This is a genomic window from Neobacillus sp. C211, assembly GCF_051842875.1.
Taxonomy (GTDB): Bacteria; Bacillota; Bacilli; order Bacillales; family Cytobacillaceae; genus Neobacillus.
Genome location: NZ_JBPXRO010000040.1, coordinates 28573 through 45418, shown reverse-complemented (window position 1 = coordinate 45418; position 16846 = coordinate 28573). Strand labels below are relative to the sequence as shown.

Below are 16846 nucleotides of genomic sequence, written 5' to 3'. Positions count from 1 at the left end.
ACGTGAACACAGGAGTGTCCACGTCTTTTCTAATTAATATTGAAACAAATCACTGGATAAGTATCGTTCCCCCGTATCACATGCAATACAAACGACCACATCATCTGGAGTTAACCGTCTGGCAACTTCTAATGCGGCGAAGCAAGCACCGCCAGAGGATGGTCCGACTAGAATTCCTTCTTCGACAGCCAACCGACGTGCGATATCATAGGCATCTTCATCATTGATTTGATGGATTTCATCATAGACATTTTGATTAAGAATAACTGGGATAAAACCTGGGCTTGTCCCAACCAGCTTGTGTTTACCTGGTTTTCCGCCTGATAAAACAGGCGAGCCTTTCGGTTCGACAACATGGACCGTTAAATTTTCATAATGCTCTTTTAATGTTTCCCCTGTGCCAGTGATGGTTCCTCCAGTTCCAGCTGTTGCGACAAATGCTGCCAGCGGTTTACCGATTTCCTTCATCGCTTTGATAATTTCAACAGCAGTAGTGAATCGGTGCGCATCTGAATTTGCGTGATTTTCAAATTGCATGGGGACAAAACTATTTGGAATCTCACTTGCTAATTCAAGTGCTTTTTGGATGGCTCCTGGCATTTTTTCAGCCCCAGGTGTAAGGACAACCTCAGCCCCGTATGCCCTTAGGATGCTGATTCGTTCTTGTGTCATCGTATCGGGCATCACGATAATCGATTTATAGCCGCGAGCAGCAGCATTCATGGCAAGGCCAATCCCTGTATTTCCACTGGTCGGCTCAATAATCGTTGAATCTGCTGTTAATTTTCCAGCCTTTTCTGCTTCGATAATCATATTAAAAGCTGCCCGGTCTTTAACGCTCTTGCTGGGATTAAAGTACTCCAGTTTTAAATAAACCGAGGCCCCGTCCTTTGGTGCTAATCGATTTAGTTTCACTAATGGTGTATCCCCGATTAATTCAGCGATATTGTTGACTACTTTCATAGGGACCTTCCTTTCAATACCTTGAAGTAAGTTCTAAAATTATAGTTTCCTATCTAATAATAAATAAATTTATGCTCTATGTAAAAAATATCGGGTAATTGCCTGTTTGCTAATAGATACATTTAGGACAAAATAGACTAAAATTAACTAAAGAAAGGAAGATAACAATGGAACATCGATCTCATTTTTTCTTTGCCGTAAGAATACCAGAACAATCAAAAATAACGATGCAAGAACATATGGAAAAAATAAAGGAACGAATCCCATTTAGCCGCTGGGTTCATTATCAAGATTTGCATATAACCCTAGCATTTCTAGGCAGTGCTCCACCTGATAAACTTGCACTTGCAGAAAATAATGTTAAGGATGCCCTCAAAGATGAGAAAGCTTTCACCCTGAAAATCAACAAACTTGGATTTTTCGGAAGTGCTGATTCTCCTCGTGTTTTTTGGGCAGATACCGATGAAAGCAAACATTTACAAGCCATCAGAAAAAAGGTGTTTTCTGCTTGTGAGAATGCAGGGTTTCAACTTGAAACCAGACCCTTTCGACCTCATATAACACTTGCTAGAAAGTGGGGCGGGGTCCATCCTTTCCAAAAGGCAATGCTTGATTTATGGGAAGATCTTCAGCCTAACCCTCTCTCATTTGAAGCAAGTGAAGTAGTATTATATCGGACAAACCTTAACAAAACACCCAAGTATGAAGCCCTAAAAGTATTTCCTTTAAATTACACAAAAACATAAAATTAAAATAAGGGTTGGTAATATGAAACAAATTTACTTTATTATTAATCCAAAAGCTGGAAATGGCGACTGCTTTAAGATTTGGGAACGGGTAGAACAGCAACTCAAAGTTGAACAGGTTTCCTACCTTGCATTCTTTACCGAATATCCAGGCCATGCAAATATCCTTGCTAGCCAAATTACGTTAAAGGACCCTGAGCAAAAGATGATCATCGCTGTTGGCGGAGATGGAACGATGCATGAAGTGGTAAATGGAGCAGTGAAGGATAATAATATTACACTGGGATTTATCCCTGGTGGGTCTGGAAATGATTTTTCCAGAGGATTTCAAATTCCTGTCGACCCCGTGGAAGCATTAGCAGTGATTCTCCGCCTCGCGAAACATAAAGGTCTGCCTATTGATATTGGGAAAATTACCATGGATGATTCGAATCAGCACTATTTTATTAACAATGTGGGTGCTGGGTTTGATGCAATCATTTCTTATGAAGTTAATCAATCCCGGATGAAGGCATTACTCAATAAACTTTCGTTGGGCAGGTTGGTTTATGTTTATTTTTTATTAAAAAAATTATTTACTTATAAAACCTCAACAATTGATTTATCAATTGACGGAGAAAAGCATATATTTGAACAAACATGGTTTGTAACGGTTTCCAACCAACCATATTATGGCGGTGGAATGAAAATTGCCCCTGTTGCCGAGCCTGATGATGGACTTTTTGATATAACCGTTGTTAAACGATTATCAAGGTGGAAGCTTTTACTCGTTTTTATCAGTGTGTTTTGGGGGAAGCACATCTATTTTAAAGAAGTGAAAACTTATACAGGAAAGGATGTTTCTATCCAATCCCCTTCAGCCCTTTTTGTTCACGCAGATGGGGAGCATATTGGATTTACTCCTTTGAATATACATCTTCAAGCAAGAGCTTTGGAAGTGTTGTCGAGAATAAAACGTCCGGAAGAAGTGGAGTTGAAAGAGAGGGACTCGAATGATTGCTACTGACCGAAATTTCTTTGCCTATCTAGATGAGATGAAGATCATTACGATTCTTCTACCACTTTCCTATCATCACGGTTTGTCATCCGCTTTCTTAATTTCTAGTGATTTTCAAGAACATCCCTTGAAAATCATCGAGAAGAGACAAATAGATAATAATATGAAATATATTTGTGAATTTTCAAAAGATTATTCCTTTGAAAAACAATATGTGATTATAGATGAACATGGCGGGAAAACAGACCTGCATATTGGTGCAGTGATTCGAACGGACGCCTTTGACGAGAAATTCTATTATGACGGTAATGACCTTGGTGTTACGTTTCATGCTGGCCAGACCTGTTTTAAGCTATGGGCCCCAACCGCCACCCAAGTTAAATTAAAGTTACGTCCTGCTAATAGCAGCTTTTCAGAAATTGTAAAAATGAAACGAGAGGATCGCGGCATATGGTCTGTTACTGTCAACCGTGAATTAGAATTCTATCAATATAGTTTCCTCATCCTTGTTAATCAAGAATGGCGAGAGGCTACAGATCCTTATGCTAAGGCTGTGACGGTCAATGGTGAGCTTGGAGTGATTGTGAGGCTTGAGAAAACACATAGGCCGCGTCCAAACTTACCCGCTATTGAAAATGCCGTAGATGCAATCATTTATGAAACACATATCAGAGACTTAACGATCCACCCTAAAAGTGGTGTAAAGAATAAAGGACTTTATCTAGGTGCAGGTGAGCTAAATACAAAAGGGATCGACGATGAACCTACAGGATTATCTTATATAAAAGACCTTGGTATTACCCATATAGAATTCCTCCCCTTCCATGATTTTGCGGGCGTCGATGAACTGCAACCAAATAATGAATATAATTGGGGATATAATCCTCTCCATTTCAATGCTCCCGAAGGAAGCTATTCAACGAATCCTGCCGATCCCTATTCAAGAATCATGGAGTTAAAACAGTTAATTGATCAAGTTCATAGTCTTGGACTTCGAGTGATTATGGATGTGGTTTATAATCATGTTTACATCCGTGAGAATTCCTCCTTTGAAAAGGTGGTCCCGGGTTATTATTTCCGTCATAACGAAATTGGACTCCCTTCCAATGGTACAGGGGTTGGGAATGACATTGCATCAGAACGAAAAATGGTCAGAAAATATATTGTTGATTCGATTCGTTATTGGCTGAAGGAATATCATATCGATGGTTTTCGCTTTGATTTGATGGGGATATTGGATGTAGAGACTATGAACGAAGTAAGGAAAGTGTGCGACAGCCTGTCAAAAGGAACAATCATCATCGGTGAAGGCTGGAGTCTCAACACACCCCTTCCAGTTGAGCGGAAAGCAACAATAGCAAATCAGGCAAAAATGCCAAAAATAGCTCAATTCAATGATAAATATCGTGATTGTATAAAAGGTAGTTCATTTAACTTGTTTGATAAAGGTTTTGCCTTAGGAAGTGAGCACTACGTTGAGGCCGCTAATGAGGTTATAACGGGCAGTATCGGTTTTACGAAACAGGGGGTGGCCCTTTTTAATGAACCCTTCCAATCAGTGAACTATGTTGAGTGCCATGATAATCATACAATGTGGGATAAACTTATTGCTTGTCTCCCTGATGCAGAGGATTCTTTACGAATAAAATATCATCGTCTCGCAACGAGTATTGTCTTATTATCACAAGGAATTCCATTTCTCCACAGCGGCCAAGAGTTTTTGCGAACAAAAAAGGGTGATGGAAATAGTTATCGTTCTCCTGATCCAATCAATCAACTTGATTGGGATAGAAAGATAATATATAAAGAGAACGTAAAATATATTAAAGGACTTATTCAAATCCGTAAATCTCTTTATTCTTTCCGAATGAGAACTTCTGCTGAAATCCGTGCAAATATACGACAATTACCATTAGCTGCACCGATGTTGGGGTATTTGTTTAATAGGGAAGATGATGTAATCTTATTAATTAACCCTTCGTCAAAGAAGCAAGCAATTTCGATACCAAAAGGGGACTGGGCTGTTTTAGTTGACCATGAACAAGCTGAAATTTCCTCTAAAAAGATTTTGCATGGTGGCCAAGTTTTGATGGAGCCAGTTTCCATAAATGTTTTGCTAAAAAAATAGTTTCTTCAGATTTACTTGACGAAAAAAGGTAATCCGAGATAAAATTTATTAAGATGGCTATTGTGTGCAATGGTTTCAATAGCTTTTTTTTATTTCTAAAAAAATAAAAAGCTGTTAATGAAACTGTGGTAATATAGGACCTTCCGGCAGCGCAGGTTTTACCTCTTAGAAATAAGGGGAATAAGCCCATTAGAACGGCATAAATTGAAGGTGAGCAATTTTGGATCATATACTAGGACAAGAATGGGAAATTACCCCTGCTGGAGGCAAAACAGGTGAAGCCTTTTATGCGAAATATAAAGACCAAAGGCTTTTTTTAAAGCGGAATTCTTCTCCGTTCCTTGCTGTACTCTCAGCAGAAGGCATCGTCCCAAAGCTTGTTTGGACAAAACGGTTGGAAAGTGGAGACGTCATAACTGCACAGCAGTGGCTTCCCGGCAGAGAGTTAAAGCCGTCTGAAATGAACCAAGAACTCGTGGCGAAACTGCTTAAGAAAATTCATTGCTCCGAGCCAATGCTTGGAATGTTAAGTCGATTAGAGAGCTCTCCAATGCATCCTGAACCGTTATTGCAAAGAGTTGCAAACGAGTTAGATGAAGAGGTACTCCTAATGCCTGAATCGCAAAAAGCAATGAACTTTTTAAAAAAAGAAGCTTTAAATGTTTATTGCGATGAAAAGGTGGTTTGTCATGGTGATGTCAACCATAACAACTGGCTGCTTGCAGAAGACAACCAGTTGTACTTGATTGATTGGGACGGGGCAATGATAGCCGACCCCGCCATTGACCTAGGGCTGCTCCTTTATTGGTATATTCCAGAAGAAAATTGGCAGGATTGGCTTAAGCTTTACGGAAAAAAGCTGACAGATAACCTAAAACTGCGCATGAAATGGTATGTGACCATTCAAACTCTTTCTTCTATCCAATGGTATAAAAATAAAAGTCGCTTGGAAGAAATGAACAAATGGATAAAGTTCTTAGATGGAATTCTCTAGTTAAGAAAACTGACCAATATCGCTAACCCAATTGGATAAATTTTCTTGGTTTGATAAGATATGTTGATCTAAATCTGCTGTGCCAACCCCATGTTGGCTGTACTGATATACTTCCTGTAAGATACTTTTAACATTTTGATCAACCTGTGTATTAACCATTAGGGATTTCACTAAGCGTTCCAGTTGTTCACATTCTGAAACGGACCCGCAGCAATCTGTTTGATGATTGTTTAATATATCTTTTAATAATGTAACTTGGTCACCATGACTTAATGGCATGAATGTACACCCTCTCAAGTGTTATTTAAAAAAAAGAATTCACACTGTTAGGTTGTGAATTCTTTTTTTGTTTATGCATCATCTTAGTTAAACTTGTAAGGACAAATGGTGCATGATATGTAGTAAACAATATTATTTTTAGGAGTGTCATAAATGAGAGTCAGACATAAACCTTGGGCAAAGGAAAAAATAGAACAGCATCCCCAATATATAGTTGCCAATCCAGAACAATATAAAGGAAAATGGCATGAAGTATTTGAAAACGATCATCCAATTCATATTGAAGTGGGCACAGGAAAAGGTCAATTTATTACGGAAATGGCGAAAGCAAATCCGGGGATTAATTATATGGGGATTGAAATATACGACAGTGTCATCATTACAGCATTAGACCGCTTAATTGAAGCCGATTTACCGAACCTCAGGCTTCTTAACGTAGATGCAAATGATTTAGCAAAATACTTTACAAAGAATGATGTGGATCAGGTCTATTTAAACTTTTCTGACCCATGGCCAAAATATCGTCATAGAAAAAGAAGATTAACATATAAGGATTTCTTGAAGCTTTATGAGGATATTATGGTTGATGGTGGAGAAATCCATTTCAAAACCGACAACCAAGGGTTATTTGAAAATTCTTTAATGAGCTTTTCGGAGTACGGTTTATTATTAAAGTACATTAGTCTAGATCTTCATAAAAGTGATTATGAAGGTAACATCATGACAGAGTATGAAGAGAAATTTTCAGAAAAAGGAAGTCGCATTTATCGTTGTGAAGTAAAGTATCAAAACTAAATTTTAGGGACAGTTCAATTTTGAACTGTCCTTTTTCGTTTCTCTAAATAGTTAGTCAATGTTAATATATAGAAAAAGGTACAAAGGGGGATGGAAAGTTGGAAACATTAAAAATAGGCGGCGTATCATTGACGTGGTTATCTGGAGGGGTAACCAATTTAGACGGTGGTGCCATGTTTGGGGTTGTTCCAAAAGGGTTATGGTCCAAGAAATATCCACCCAATGAGAAAAATCAAATTGAATTGCCAACAGATCCCATGTTACTTCAAATGGATGGAAAGAATTTCTTAGTAGAAACCGGTATTGGAAAAGGAAAGTTATCGGAAAAGCAATTAAGAAATTTTGGAGTCACCAAGGAATCGGAGCTTGATGAATCATTAATAAAATTAGGGTTAAAAGCAGAGGAGATCGATTACATCCTGATGACCCATATGCACTTTGACCATGCCGGCGGCCTAACCAAGTTTGAAAATGATCAATATGTTTCCGCATTTCCCAATGCACAAATTATTACCTCACAAGTAGAATGGGACGAAATGCGTAACCCCAATATTCGTTCGAAAAATACATACTGGAAAGAAAACTGGGAAGCCATTGAATCACAGGTGGTTCCTTTCAAGGAAAACTGGAATTTAGGGGCGATTACAATGGTCCATACGGGGGGCCATAGTGATGGACATTCTATTCTTGTCGTAGAGGACGAGGGGGAAATGTTAATTCATATGGCAGATCTGATGGCAACACATGCCCACCAACAGGTATTATGGGTAATGGCTTATGATGATTACCCAATGACCTCAATAGCGGCAAAGAAAAAATGGCTGCCATACGGCTTTAAAAAAAATGCATGGTTTAGCTTTTATCATGATGCCTATTACCGGGCAGTGAAGTGGGACGCTGACGGAAAGCAAACAGTGGAGAGCATCAAGAGGGAAAGGTAGGGTGAAAATAGCCGAAGGAGAACGCAAATGCTTTTAGATTCCTCATAAGAGATTCATGAGGACAAAAATAGGAACGGGAAAGCGAAACTGTCCTCATGAGAGGTTCATGAGGACACAAATCCGATGGGAAAGCAAAAATGTCCTAATGTCCTTGTCTCTGTACAAGGCGCGCTTACGCTTAATCTTATGATACAAGTTCCTCTGATAAATTACGCACATCTAATAAAGTTCCCGTTCGGGCATCTGCAATGAATTCAAATTGTTCGTTTATGCCATTGTTGTTTTTAGAAATACCACCTTTGTAAACACGATAATTAATCTGCTGCTTTTCATACGGCTCTGCTTCCATATGTATCCATGACCCGAAGATCGGCCCATTCTGATTAAATTGTTTTTTGACTTGCTCTAATACTTTTTCAGGTGAAACAGGGGTCTTACAGTTAACCATTTCTTTAGCAGCAAATCCACCGATAATACCAACTGCTGCACCGAGGAAAAACGACTTCCAATTCATAACAGGACCTCCAAAAAAAATAAATTTGGAAAAGATTTACTATCAAGAATTCTCTTCTTTAGTATATCGTATTTGCCATGAGGAACATAATATGACAAATATTAAATTCAATTGTTGGAAAGAGAAATCGAAGTTCTGTAATATAAAAATATCTACATAAACTACCAAAGAAATCCAAAGGAGCCTCAAAAAAATGAATGAACAAACCTTAAAGCTTTTTCAAACGTTAACAGAGCTTCCAGGTGCCTCTGGAAATGAACACTTAGTAAGAAAATTCATGAGAGAACAACTGTCACAATACTCAGATGAAATTGTTCAAGACAATCTTGGCAGCATCTTTGGGGTGAAAAGAGGTACGGTGACTGGTCCAACTGTTATGGTGGCCGGTCATATGGATGAAGTGGGCTTCATGGTTACTTCTATAACGGATAATGGAATGCTTCGTTTTCAGCCGCTTGGTGGATGGTGGAGTCAGGTTATTCTTGCCCAGCGGGTTCAAGTAATGACAAATAATGGTCCGGTGATTGGTGTCGTTGGTTCCATTCCACCACATCTATTGGACGATGCAAAACGTAACAAACCAATGGAAATTAAAAATATGCTGATCGATATCGGCGCAGATGACCGTGAAGATGCAAAACGAATTGGGATTAAGCCAGGACAGGCGATTTTGCCTATTTGTCCATTTACTCCAATGGCTAATCCGAAAAAAATATTAGCTAAAGCATGGGATAATCGCTACGGCTGTGGTTTAGCGATTGAATTGCTTCAAGAACTTAAAGACGAAACCTTGCCAAATACTCTCTATTCAGGTGCAACGGTGCAAGAAGAAGTAGGCTTACGTGGTGCCCAAACTGCCGCCAATATGATTAAACCTGACCTCTTTTTTGCACTGGATGCAAGTCCTGCCAATGATATGACAGGAGATAAACAAGAGTTTGGCCAATTAGGTAAAGGGGCCTTGCTCAGGATCCTTGACCGGTCTATGGTCACCCATCGCGGGATGAGAGAGTTTGTACTAGATACAGCGGAAACACATAATATCCGTTACCAATATTTTGTTTCACAGGGTGGAACAGATGCCGGTCGTGTCCATCAATCAAATGAGGGCGTTCCAAGTGCTGTCGTTGGTATTTGTTCTCGGTATATTCATACGCATGCCTCCATTGTTCATGTTGATGATTATGCAGCGGCTAAAGAGTTAATTGTTAAACTAGTCAAGGCTTGTGACCAAACAACGGTCGATTCCATTAAAGCCAACAGCTGAATTTAATGGGGGGCATTTTACAATATGCCTCCTTTTACTATGTCTAAAGGAGTTACTAGAATGAAAATTATCATTGGTTCAAAGAACCCAGCTAAAATTACTGCAGTAAAAAACAGTTTTTCTCATGAAGATGAGTTTGTTTCCTTAGATATCCCATCGGGTGTCAGCGAGCAGCCTTTTTCCGACGAAGAAACGATTAGAGGAGCCATTAATCGAGCGGCAACTGCCTTAAAGCAGGGAAATGGCGATATTGGGATTGGCCTTGAGGGAGGCGTTCAGGAAACGAGTTACGGTTTGCTTATTTGTAACTGGGGAGCTCTTGTATCAAGTGGGAGGGAGCCGATTATTGCAGGTGGAGCAAGACTCCCGCTGCCTGAAGAAATAGCCATTCGATTAAGGGCAGGTGAAGAACTCGGACCGGTTATGGAAGATTATGCGAAAAAGGAAAATGTCAGGAAACAAGAAGGTGCAGTCGGGATTTTTACAAATGGAATAGTGAATCGTTCTGAAATGTTTACTCATGTTATGAACCTTTTAGTGGGACAATATCAAAGGAGCAAATAATTGGACTGAAATGCTGCAGGACTGATATGATTTGTGAAGATGTTACGAAAAAGGTCATATATTCAAATGGAGGCGTTGAATTTGAAGAATTTAGAATCAGTTGAACAATTTGAACAGCTGCGCGATCATGGGAAAACGATCTTCATGTTTTCTGCAGGCTGGTGCCCCGATTGCCGTGTGATTGAGCCGGTTCTACCGGAAGTAGAATCCAAATTTAATGAGTATACATTCATTCATGTAGACCGTGATCAGTTTATTGATATATGTCAGCAATTGGACGTCTTTGGGATCCCGAGCTTTATTGCCTTTGAAAATGGGAAAGAGCTGGGTCGATTCGTAAGTAAGGACCGAAAAACGCAAGAAGAAATTGAAGGTTTTATTTCGGGTTTGAAATAAAAAAGTCCGAAACCCTCCATCACCTTTTGAGATGGAGGGTTTTTATTGTAAAATAAGCTGTGCAGCTCCTAAAATGGAGGGATTAAAAGATGAAAATGGATAGCAGAAAAATGAAAAGTGAATTAGAACAGCGCTTGGCTAGAAAAGATCGTTTAATAACTTATGACCGTGAAAAGGACCAACTTCGATTTGAAAGTAAAGTGTCCGGTAAAGGTATAACAGTAGCATTACCTGGGATTATTGCCAAATGGCATAGTGAAAAGGAAAAAGCCATTGATGAAGTCGTTTATTATATCGAAGAAGGGCTCCGTGCGATGGAGGACGACATTCAATTAACCAATCATGAGAAAAAAATCTTTCCCATTATCCGCTCCACTTCTTTCCCATCAGAAGCAGAAGAGGGTGTGCCATTCTTAGTTGACGACCACACAGCGGAAACAAAAATTTATTATGCGTATGATCAAGGCAGTACGTATCGGCTAATTGACTCACGTATCATGGCTAAAGAGGGCTGGGAAGCTAAAAGGATTAAGGAAATTGCCTTATTTAATGTAAGATCCCTTTCGACTTCTTTAAAAGAAGACCAAGTGGCTGGCAATAGTTTTTACTTCCTCAATACCAATGATGGATACGATGCAAGCAGGATCCTAAATAAGGGATTCTTAAATGAAATGGAGAAGCAAATTACTGGTACGATGGTACTTGCTGTTCCACATCAGGATGTATTAATTATCGCGGATATTCGTAATGACAGAGGCTACGATGTTCTAGCGCAAATGGCAATGAGCTTTTTCGCAAACGGTCATGTACCAATCACTGCCCTTTCATTTTTATATGAAAATGGTGAATTAGAACCTATTTTTATTTTAGGAAAAAATAAATAATTAAAATAGAAGAAGGATCACATCAAGAAAGGTGATCTTTTTTCATTGCACGATATTTAGTCTTTATGTATTTTGACTCATTTCAAAGAATTATGTCGAAAAAATATGAAAAACTGATAAAATAGAGTGATAGTGAAAGTTGAAAGTAGAAAGAGTGATAGTTTTGAGCTGGTTCCAAAACTTTTTTCAAAGATTAAAAAAAGAGGAAGATGATGAAGAATTTGACGGTTATATTATACATAAACATGAAGGTCCGCCGTTACTTAACAAATATGAAAAGCTAAAGGATTTGGATACAAAAATATCCTATCAATACCCAAAGGGAAGCAATCGTCCTTCTTATACACCCATTCCTAAGGTAACTCAGAAAGTGAAGGAAGAAACATTGCGTCAAAAACGAACAGAGCGGCTTCCGGAAAAAAGAAAAATGACGGAAAAGTCTGTGGTTCAAACATTCAAAAAGGAAGTGCCTAAAAGCAAACAAGAGCCGCTGCCTAAAAAGAGGGGTCCCTTCCAACCAACAGAAATTCCTTCGCCTGTTTTTGGATTTAATCAGCGGCCTAAGAATACGGATATCATAGTCGAGCATGAATTAAGCCATTTTTTAAACGATGATGTTGAAAATCGGTTTGATAGTTTAGTTGTTTCAAAAGAAACGACGATCGAAACGGAGAAAACTGTACCATTTGTAAACGATGAAGAGCTAGAGGTGGAAACAACTTGGTTAGAAATTAATCAAGTAGAACAAGTGGGCCTTAACAAAGAAATGCCTTCATCTGAACTGCTGGAACACACGATCGAAGAGATTGTTCCAATTCCAATGGCAGAAATTCAGATAGAATTGGTTGAAGTTGAAGAGGAAGTCACACAAGAAGAAGAAGCGACAGAGGAAGTAACACAGGAAGAGGAATCAACAGAAGAAGTAACACAGGAAGAAGATTCAATAGAGGAAGTAAAAGAATTAATTGCAGTTTCAACAGAATCCATCGAGGAAGCGGAAGTAGTTGAGGCTTTATCTGAACCGCCCGCACCGAAGCGATCTAATTTGCCATTTAATGTGATGATGTTAAAACAAGATAAACAGAAATGGGAAGAGCGAAAACGAAAAAGAGGGCTCGAACATCCGTCTGAGGTCCCCACTGAGAATAAGCAGGCAGAGAAGGTTAGTCAAGTAATTGACCTCTTCCCAATCAAGGAAAAAGAGAGTCTGACACCTACGGATGATGGCTATTATGTATTCCCAACAGATAGTTTACTTAACCCTCCTGTTACGGTGGTGAATGATACCAAATGGTTACTAGAGCAAGAGGAGATTTTAAACGAAACCTTACAAAACTTTAATGTAGGTGCAAGTGTTGTTAATGTGACACAAGGTCCTTCCGTCACCCGCTTTGAAGTTCAGCCGGAGCCTGGTGTAAAGGTAAATAAAATAACTAACTTAAGTGATGATATCAAGTTAAGCCTTGCCGCAAGAGATATTCGGATTGAAGCACCTATTCCCGGAAAACATACCATTGGGATCGAAGTTCCAAACCAAAAGTCGCGACCTGTATTCATTAACGAAATTATTCAAAGCAGCATCTTTAAAGAATCTACGTCACCATTAACAGCGGTACTTGGCCTTGATATTGCAGGAAAACCGATTGTAACTGACTTAAAGAAGATGCCCCACGGATTGATCGCAGGAGCGACCGGGTCAGGAAAGAGCGTTTGTATTAACACGATTTTGGTTAGCTTGCTATTTAAGGCGAGCCCAGAAGATGTAAAGCTTTTGCTGATTGATCCAAAAATGGTGGAACTTGCTCCATATAACCGTATTCCACATCTTGTTAGTCCAGTTATAACAGATGTAAAGGCGGCAACAGCTGCATTAAAATGGGCTGTAGATGAAATGGAAAGACGTTACGAACTATTCGCCCATACAGGCGTTCGTGACATTAACCGCTTTAATGAATTGGCTATAAAACATAAACAGTATTCAGATAAACTTCCATTCATTGTTATTGTCATAGATGAGTTAGCCGATTTAATGATGATGTCCCCAGCAGATGTGGAAGAAGCAATATGCAGGATTGCTCAAAAGGCTAGAGCCTGCGGTATACATCTCATCGTGGCAACACAAAGACCTTCGGTGGATGTGATAACTGGATTAATTAAAGCCAATATTCCGACACGAGTCGCCTTCTCTGTTTCTTCTCAGGTCGATTCGCGGACGATTATTGATATTAGCGGTGCTGAAAAGTTGCTAGGACGCGGCGATATGTTATTTTTAGAAAACGGCTCCTCTAAACCCGTCCGTCTGCAAGGAACGTTTGTGTCGGATGAAGAGATTGATCTAGTGGTGGGTCATGTGAGAGAGCAGCGGGAGCCAGAGTACTTGTTCGAGCAAGAAGAACTATTAAAAAAGGCACAAGTAACCGAAAATGAAGATGAACTTTTTTATGAAGCCTGTGAATTTATTATTGACCAAGGCGGTGCTTCCACTTCAAGCCTGCAAAGGCGGTTTAAAATAGGATACAACCGAGCGGCAAGGTTAATGGATATGCTTGAGACCCATGGGTATATTACCAGCGCAAATGGAAGCAAGGCACGTGAGGTTTTAATTACCTTAGCCGATTTAGAGTCAATTCAAGATGCTAGTGCAAATAATTAATCTATAGTATTCTTTAATGACAGGAACAAATAATATATAGTGGACTGACTAGTGCGGCCGTAAAGATTTTAGGTCCGCAAATAGTTTTTCAGGATGAACAATGTTATAATTATTAAATATGTTTTTACAAGTAACTGAATTTTTTAGGGTGCAATAGCACTCAGTTTTTCTTATTAGCAAATACAGACAGATGTCATATACTGTTATACAGATAGACGTTGTTGGAGGTTCTTCTATGACTATTTACCATTTTGTAGGTATAAAGGGGTCTGGAATGAGTGCACTCGCACAAGTTCTACATGATATGAAATTTAAAGTGCAAGGCTCCGATGTCGAAAAGCGCTTTTTTACACAACTGGCCCTTGAACAATCAGGGATAACGATCCTTCCCTTTCAAAAGGAGAATATCAAGCCAGGAATGACGATTATTGCAGGAAATGCTTTTCCAGATACCCATGAGGAAATTCAAGAGGCGATGAAGCTAGGTCTCCCTATTGTGCGATACCATCGGTTTTTGGGTGACTTTATGCAGAACTTTACTAGTGTTGCGGTCACCGGTGCGCACGGTAAGACGTCTACAACAGGTTTACTCGCCCATGTGATTGAAGGGGCTAAACCTACCTCGTTTTTAATTGGTGACGGAACAGGTAAAGGTAAAGAGGGCTCGGAATACTTTGTATTTGAAGCCTGTGAATACAGAAGGCACTTCTTGTCTTATTTTCCTGACTATGCGATTATGACAAATATCGATTTTGATCATCCCGATTACTTTGCTAATATTGATGATGTCTTTTCGGCATTTCAAGAGATGGCCATTCAGGTAAAAAAAGGAATATTCGCTTATGGCGATGATGAACAGCTTCAAAAAATCCAAGCAAAGGTCCCTGTCTTGTTTTATGGTTTTGGCGAGGAGAATGACTATCAAGCCAAAAATATTGTGAAAACAACAAGTGGAACGAGCTTTGATGTATTTATTCGTAATACATTCTATGATAATTTTTCCATCCCAACCTTTGGTGATCATAGTGTGTTAAACGCACTTGCTGTTATTGGATTGTGCCATTATGAAGAAACAAATGTAGAGATAGTCAAGGACCAATTAACTACCTTCCAAGGTGTAAAAAGAAGATTTTCCGAAAAAAGAATTGGGACACAGATTTTAATTGATGATTACGCCCATCATCCAACTGAAATTAAAGCAACTATCGATGCAGCAAAGCAAAAATATCCGGATCGGAAAATTGTGGCGGTCTTCCAGCCACATACTTTTTCACGCACTCAAGCGTTCTTAGAAGACTTTGCGAAAAGTTTACGTGAGGCGGACAAAGCCTATTTGTGTGAGATCTTCGGCTCTGCTCGTGAAAATCATGGAAAACTATCAATCAAGGATCTCCAGGACCGAATTGAAGGTTCCGAAATAATTACCGAAGAAAATACATCCGTACTAAATGAATATGAAAACAGTGTAATTATTTTCATGGGCGCTGGAGATATTCAAAAATTCCAAGAATCTTACGAAAAACAATTAACTAAATAAAAAGAAGGATGCCAGCAATTGTTGGCATCCTTTCTTTTATTTAAGGTTTTCAGGATTTAACACTTCTAATTCAGGAATAACGAACAGACCATCTTTGCGGATTAATACCTCATCAAAATACATCTCCCCACCGCCATACTCAGGACGTTGGATATTAACCATATCCCAGTGGATATTTGAATGGTTTCCATTAAAGGCATCATCATAGCATTGTCCAGGTGTAAAATGGAAGCTGCCAGCAATCTTTTCATCAAACAAGATATCTTGCATTGGATTGAGGATAAAAGGATTTACCCCAATGGCGAATTCCCCAATATAGCGGGCCCCTTCATCCGTATCAAATATTTTATTGATACGGCTAGAATCGTTAGACTCAGCTTCTACAATTTTCCCATCTTTAAAAGTTAGCTTCACATTTTCAAATGTAAAACCTTGATACGGAGATGGAGTGTTATAAGTGATAACCCCATTAACGGAGTCCTTAACAGGCGCAGTATAAACTTCACCATCAGGAATGTTTAACCGTCCTGCACATTTGATGGCTGGGATATCCTTAATGGAAAAGCTTAGATCCGTTCCTGGACCAGTAATTCGTACTTTGTCAGTACGATCCATAAGCTCCTTAAGACTATCCATTGCTTTATCCATTTTTCCATAATCAAGGTTACAAACATCAAAGTAAAAGTTTTCAAATGCTTCCGTACTCATCTTTGCTAATTGGGCCATGGACGAAGTAGGATATCTAAGAACAACCCATTTGGTCTTAGGAACACGGATGTCACGATGAACCTTTTTACCAATGGTATTTCCATGGACTTTCATTTTATCATCAGGAACATCTGATTGTTCACTGATGTTATCACCCGAACGAAGACCTATGTATGCATCCATTTTGCTCATCACATTTGCTTCAAATTCTGCCATCATGTTAAATTGCTCTTCCTGTGCACCTAATAAAAGAGAGCGATCCACTTGGTGGTCCTTTAAGAGCACAAAAGGGTATCCCCCTGCTAGATAGGCTTCCTTCACGAGGGCAGTCACAAGTTCACGCTGAAGTCCAAAGTTTTCAATTAAAACTTTTTCTCCCTTCTGAAGCTGTACCGAGTAATTAATTAGATTTTTTGCCAGTTTCTCAATACGTGGATCTTTCATATTTTTACGCCTCCAACAGAATTAAGTAAGTACACA

General features: G+C 39.1%; 16 protein-coding genes. 12 read left to right on the top strand and 4 right to left on the bottom strand.

Annotation, left to right across the window (positions count from 1 at the left end):
- Positions 1–33: 33 nt before the first annotated feature.
- On the bottom strand, positions 34–963 hold the full coding sequence (gene cysK, locus ACSU6B_RS25880; RefSeq protein ID WP_410889224.1) for a cysteine synthase A: 930 nt from the start codon (positions 961–963) through the stop codon (positions 34–36).
- A gap of 167 nt (positions 964–1130) precedes the next feature.
- On the opposite strand from cysK, the gene thpR reads away from it, so the two are divergent.
- The 4 genes from thpR to ACSU6B_RS25860 all read left to right on the top strand — a co-directional run bounded on the left by thpR (position 1131) and on the right by ACSU6B_RS25860 (position 5828).
- A complete protein-coding gene (gene thpR / locus ACSU6B_RS25875; RefSeq protein ID WP_410889222.1) occupies positions 1131–1709 on the top strand; it encodes an RNA 2',3'-cyclic phosphodiesterase in 579 nt (192 codons plus the stop codon).
- A gap of 22 nt (positions 1710–1731) precedes the next feature.
- Positions 1732–2715: a diacylglycerol/lipid kinase family protein gene (locus tag ACSU6B_RS25870; protein ID WP_410889220.1), complete on the top strand. Its 984-nt coding sequence runs from the start codon at positions 1732–1734 to the stop codon at positions 2713–2715.
- Positions 2702–4834, top strand: a complete 2133-nt coding sequence (pulA, locus tag ACSU6B_RS25865) for a type I pullulanase (protein WP_410889218.1) — start codon at positions 2702–2704, stop codon at positions 4832–4834. The genes ACSU6B_RS25870 and pulA overlap by 14 nt, the downstream gene beginning before the upstream one ends.
- 220 nt (positions 4835–5054) lie before the next feature.
- Positions 5055–5828 (top strand): phosphotransferase, encoded by a 774-nt coding sequence (locus tag ACSU6B_RS25860; protein WP_410889216.1) that lies wholly within the window; start codon positions 5055–5057, stop codon positions 5826–5828.
- On the opposite strand, the gene ACSU6B_RS25855 is transcribed toward ACSU6B_RS25860, so the two are convergent.
- On the bottom strand, positions 5829–6107 hold the full coding sequence (locus ACSU6B_RS25855) for a YtzH-like family protein (protein WP_410889214.1): 279 nt from the start codon (positions 6105–6107) through the stop codon (positions 5829–5831). It lies immediately after the preceding gene.
- A 153-nt stretch (positions 6108–6260) separates the two neighbouring features.
- Between ACSU6B_RS25855 and trmB the strand changes: the two genes are divergently transcribed.
- Both trmB and ACSU6B_RS25845 read left to right on the top strand, forming a co-directional pair.
- Entirely contained in the window at positions 6261–6902 is a 642-nt protein-coding gene (gene trmB, locus ACSU6B_RS25850; RefSeq protein WP_410889213.1) for a tRNA (guanosine(46)-N7)-methyltransferase TrmB, read from the top strand.
- Between the two features lie 98 nt (positions 6903–7000).
- Positions 7001–7843 (top strand): YtnP family quorum-quenching lactonase, encoded by an 843-nt coding sequence (locus ACSU6B_RS25845; protein WP_410889211.1) that lies wholly within the window; start codon positions 7001–7003, stop codon positions 7841–7843.
- A 184-nt stretch (positions 7844–8027) separates the two neighbouring features.
- Here ACSU6B_RS25845 and ACSU6B_RS25840 read toward each other — a convergent pair whose 3' ends face one another.
- A complete protein-coding gene (locus ACSU6B_RS25840; protein ID WP_410889210.1) occupies positions 8028–8357 on the bottom strand; it encodes a PepSY domain-containing protein in 330 nt (109 codons plus the stop codon).
- Positions 8358–8550: 193 nt separating this feature from the next.
- Here ACSU6B_RS25840 and ACSU6B_RS25835 point away from each other — a divergent pair, with 193 nt between their 5' ends.
- The 6 genes from ACSU6B_RS25835 to murC all read left to right on the top strand — a co-directional run bounded on the left by ACSU6B_RS25835 (position 8551) and on the right by murC (position 15658).
- On the top strand, positions 8551–9624 hold the full coding sequence (locus ACSU6B_RS25835) for a M42 family metallopeptidase (RefSeq protein WP_215001123.1): 1074 nt from the start codon (positions 8551–8553) through the stop codon (positions 9622–9624).
- 60 nt (positions 9625–9684) lie between these two features.
- The gene (locus ACSU6B_RS25830; RefSeq protein WP_410889208.1) at positions 9685–10188 is read left to right on the top strand and encodes a DUF84 family protein; all 504 of its coding nucleotides are present in this window, start codon (positions 9685–9687) and stop codon (positions 10186–10188) included.
- Between the two features lie 81 nt (positions 10189–10269).
- Positions 10270–10584, top strand: coding sequence for a thioredoxin family protein (locus ACSU6B_RS25825; RefSeq protein WP_214719066.1), 315 nt, complete (start codon positions 10270–10272; stop codon positions 10582–10584).
- A gap of 95 nt (positions 10585–10679) precedes the next feature.
- Positions 10680–11468 carry a DUF1444 domain-containing protein gene (locus tag ACSU6B_RS25820; protein ID WP_410889227.1) on the top strand — a complete coding sequence of 263 codons (789 nt, stop codon included), beginning with the start codon at positions 10680–10682 and terminating at the stop codon, positions 11466–11468.
- A 427-nt stretch (positions 11469–11895) separates the two neighbouring features.
- Entirely contained in the window at positions 11896–14121 is a 2226-nt protein-coding gene (locus tag ACSU6B_RS25815) for a DNA translocase FtsK (protein WP_410889226.1), read from the top strand.
- 235 nt (positions 14122–14356) lie between these two features.
- Entirely contained in the window at positions 14357–15658 is a 1302-nt protein-coding gene (murC, locus tag ACSU6B_RS25810; RefSeq protein WP_410889207.1) for a UDP-N-acetylmuramate--L-alanine ligase, read from the top strand.
- A 36-nt stretch (positions 15659–15694) separates the two neighbouring features.
- Here the strand turns inward: murC and ACSU6B_RS25805 are convergent, their stop codons facing one another.
- Positions 15695–16810 (bottom strand): aminopeptidase, encoded by a 1116-nt coding sequence (locus tag ACSU6B_RS25805; RefSeq protein WP_088089281.1) that lies wholly within the window; start codon positions 16808–16810, stop codon positions 15695–15697.
- Positions 16811–16846 lie beyond the last annotated feature (36 nt).

Bases quoted from the DNA above. Each gene is read 5' to 3' on its own strand.
- cysK (WP_410889224.1), bottom strand. From the start codon at position 963: ATGAAAGTAGTCAACAATATCGCTGAATTAATCGGGGATACACCATTA.
- thpR (WP_410889222.1), top strand. From the start codon at position 1,131: ATGGAACATCGATCTCATTTTTTCTTTGCCGTAAGAATACCAGAACAA.
- ACSU6B_RS25870 (WP_410889220.1), top strand. From the start codon at position 1,732: ATGAAACAAATTTACTTTATTATTAATCCAAAAGCTGGAAATGGCGAC.
- pulA (WP_410889218.1), top strand. From the start codon at position 2,702: ATGATTGCTACTGACCGAAATTTCTTTGCCTATCTAGATGAGATGAAG.
- ACSU6B_RS25855 (WP_410889214.1), bottom strand. From the start codon at position 6,107: ATGCCATTAAGTCATGGTGACCAAGTTACATTATTAAAAGATATATTA.
- trmB (WP_410889213.1), top strand. From the start codon at position 6,261: ATGAGAGTCAGACATAAACCTTGGGCAAAGGAAAAAATAGAACAGCAT.
- ACSU6B_RS25840 (WP_410889210.1), bottom strand. From the start codon at position 8,357: ATGAATTGGAAGTCGTTTTTCCTCGGTGCAGCAGTTGGTATTATCGGT.
- ACSU6B_RS25835 (WP_215001123.1), top strand. From the start codon at position 8,551: ATGAATGAACAAACCTTAAAGCTTTTTCAAACGTTAACAGAGCTTCCA.
- ACSU6B_RS25830 (WP_410889208.1), top strand. From the start codon at position 9,685: ATGAAAATTATCATTGGTTCAAAGAACCCAGCTAAAATTACTGCAGTA.
- ACSU6B_RS25820 (WP_410889227.1), top strand. From the start codon at position 10,680: ATGGATAGCAGAAAAATGAAAAGTGAATTAGAACAGCGCTTGGCTAGA.
- ACSU6B_RS25815 (WP_410889226.1), top strand. From the start codon at position 11,896: ATGACGGAAAAGTCTGTGGTTCAAACATTCAAAAAGGAAGTGCCTAAA.
- murC (WP_410889207.1), top strand. From the start codon at position 14,357: ATGACTATTTACCATTTTGTAGGTATAAAGGGGTCTGGAATGAGTGCA.
- ACSU6B_RS25805 (WP_088089281.1), bottom strand. From the start codon at position 16,810: ATGAAAGATCCACGTATTGAGAAACTGGCAAAAAATCTAATTAATTAC.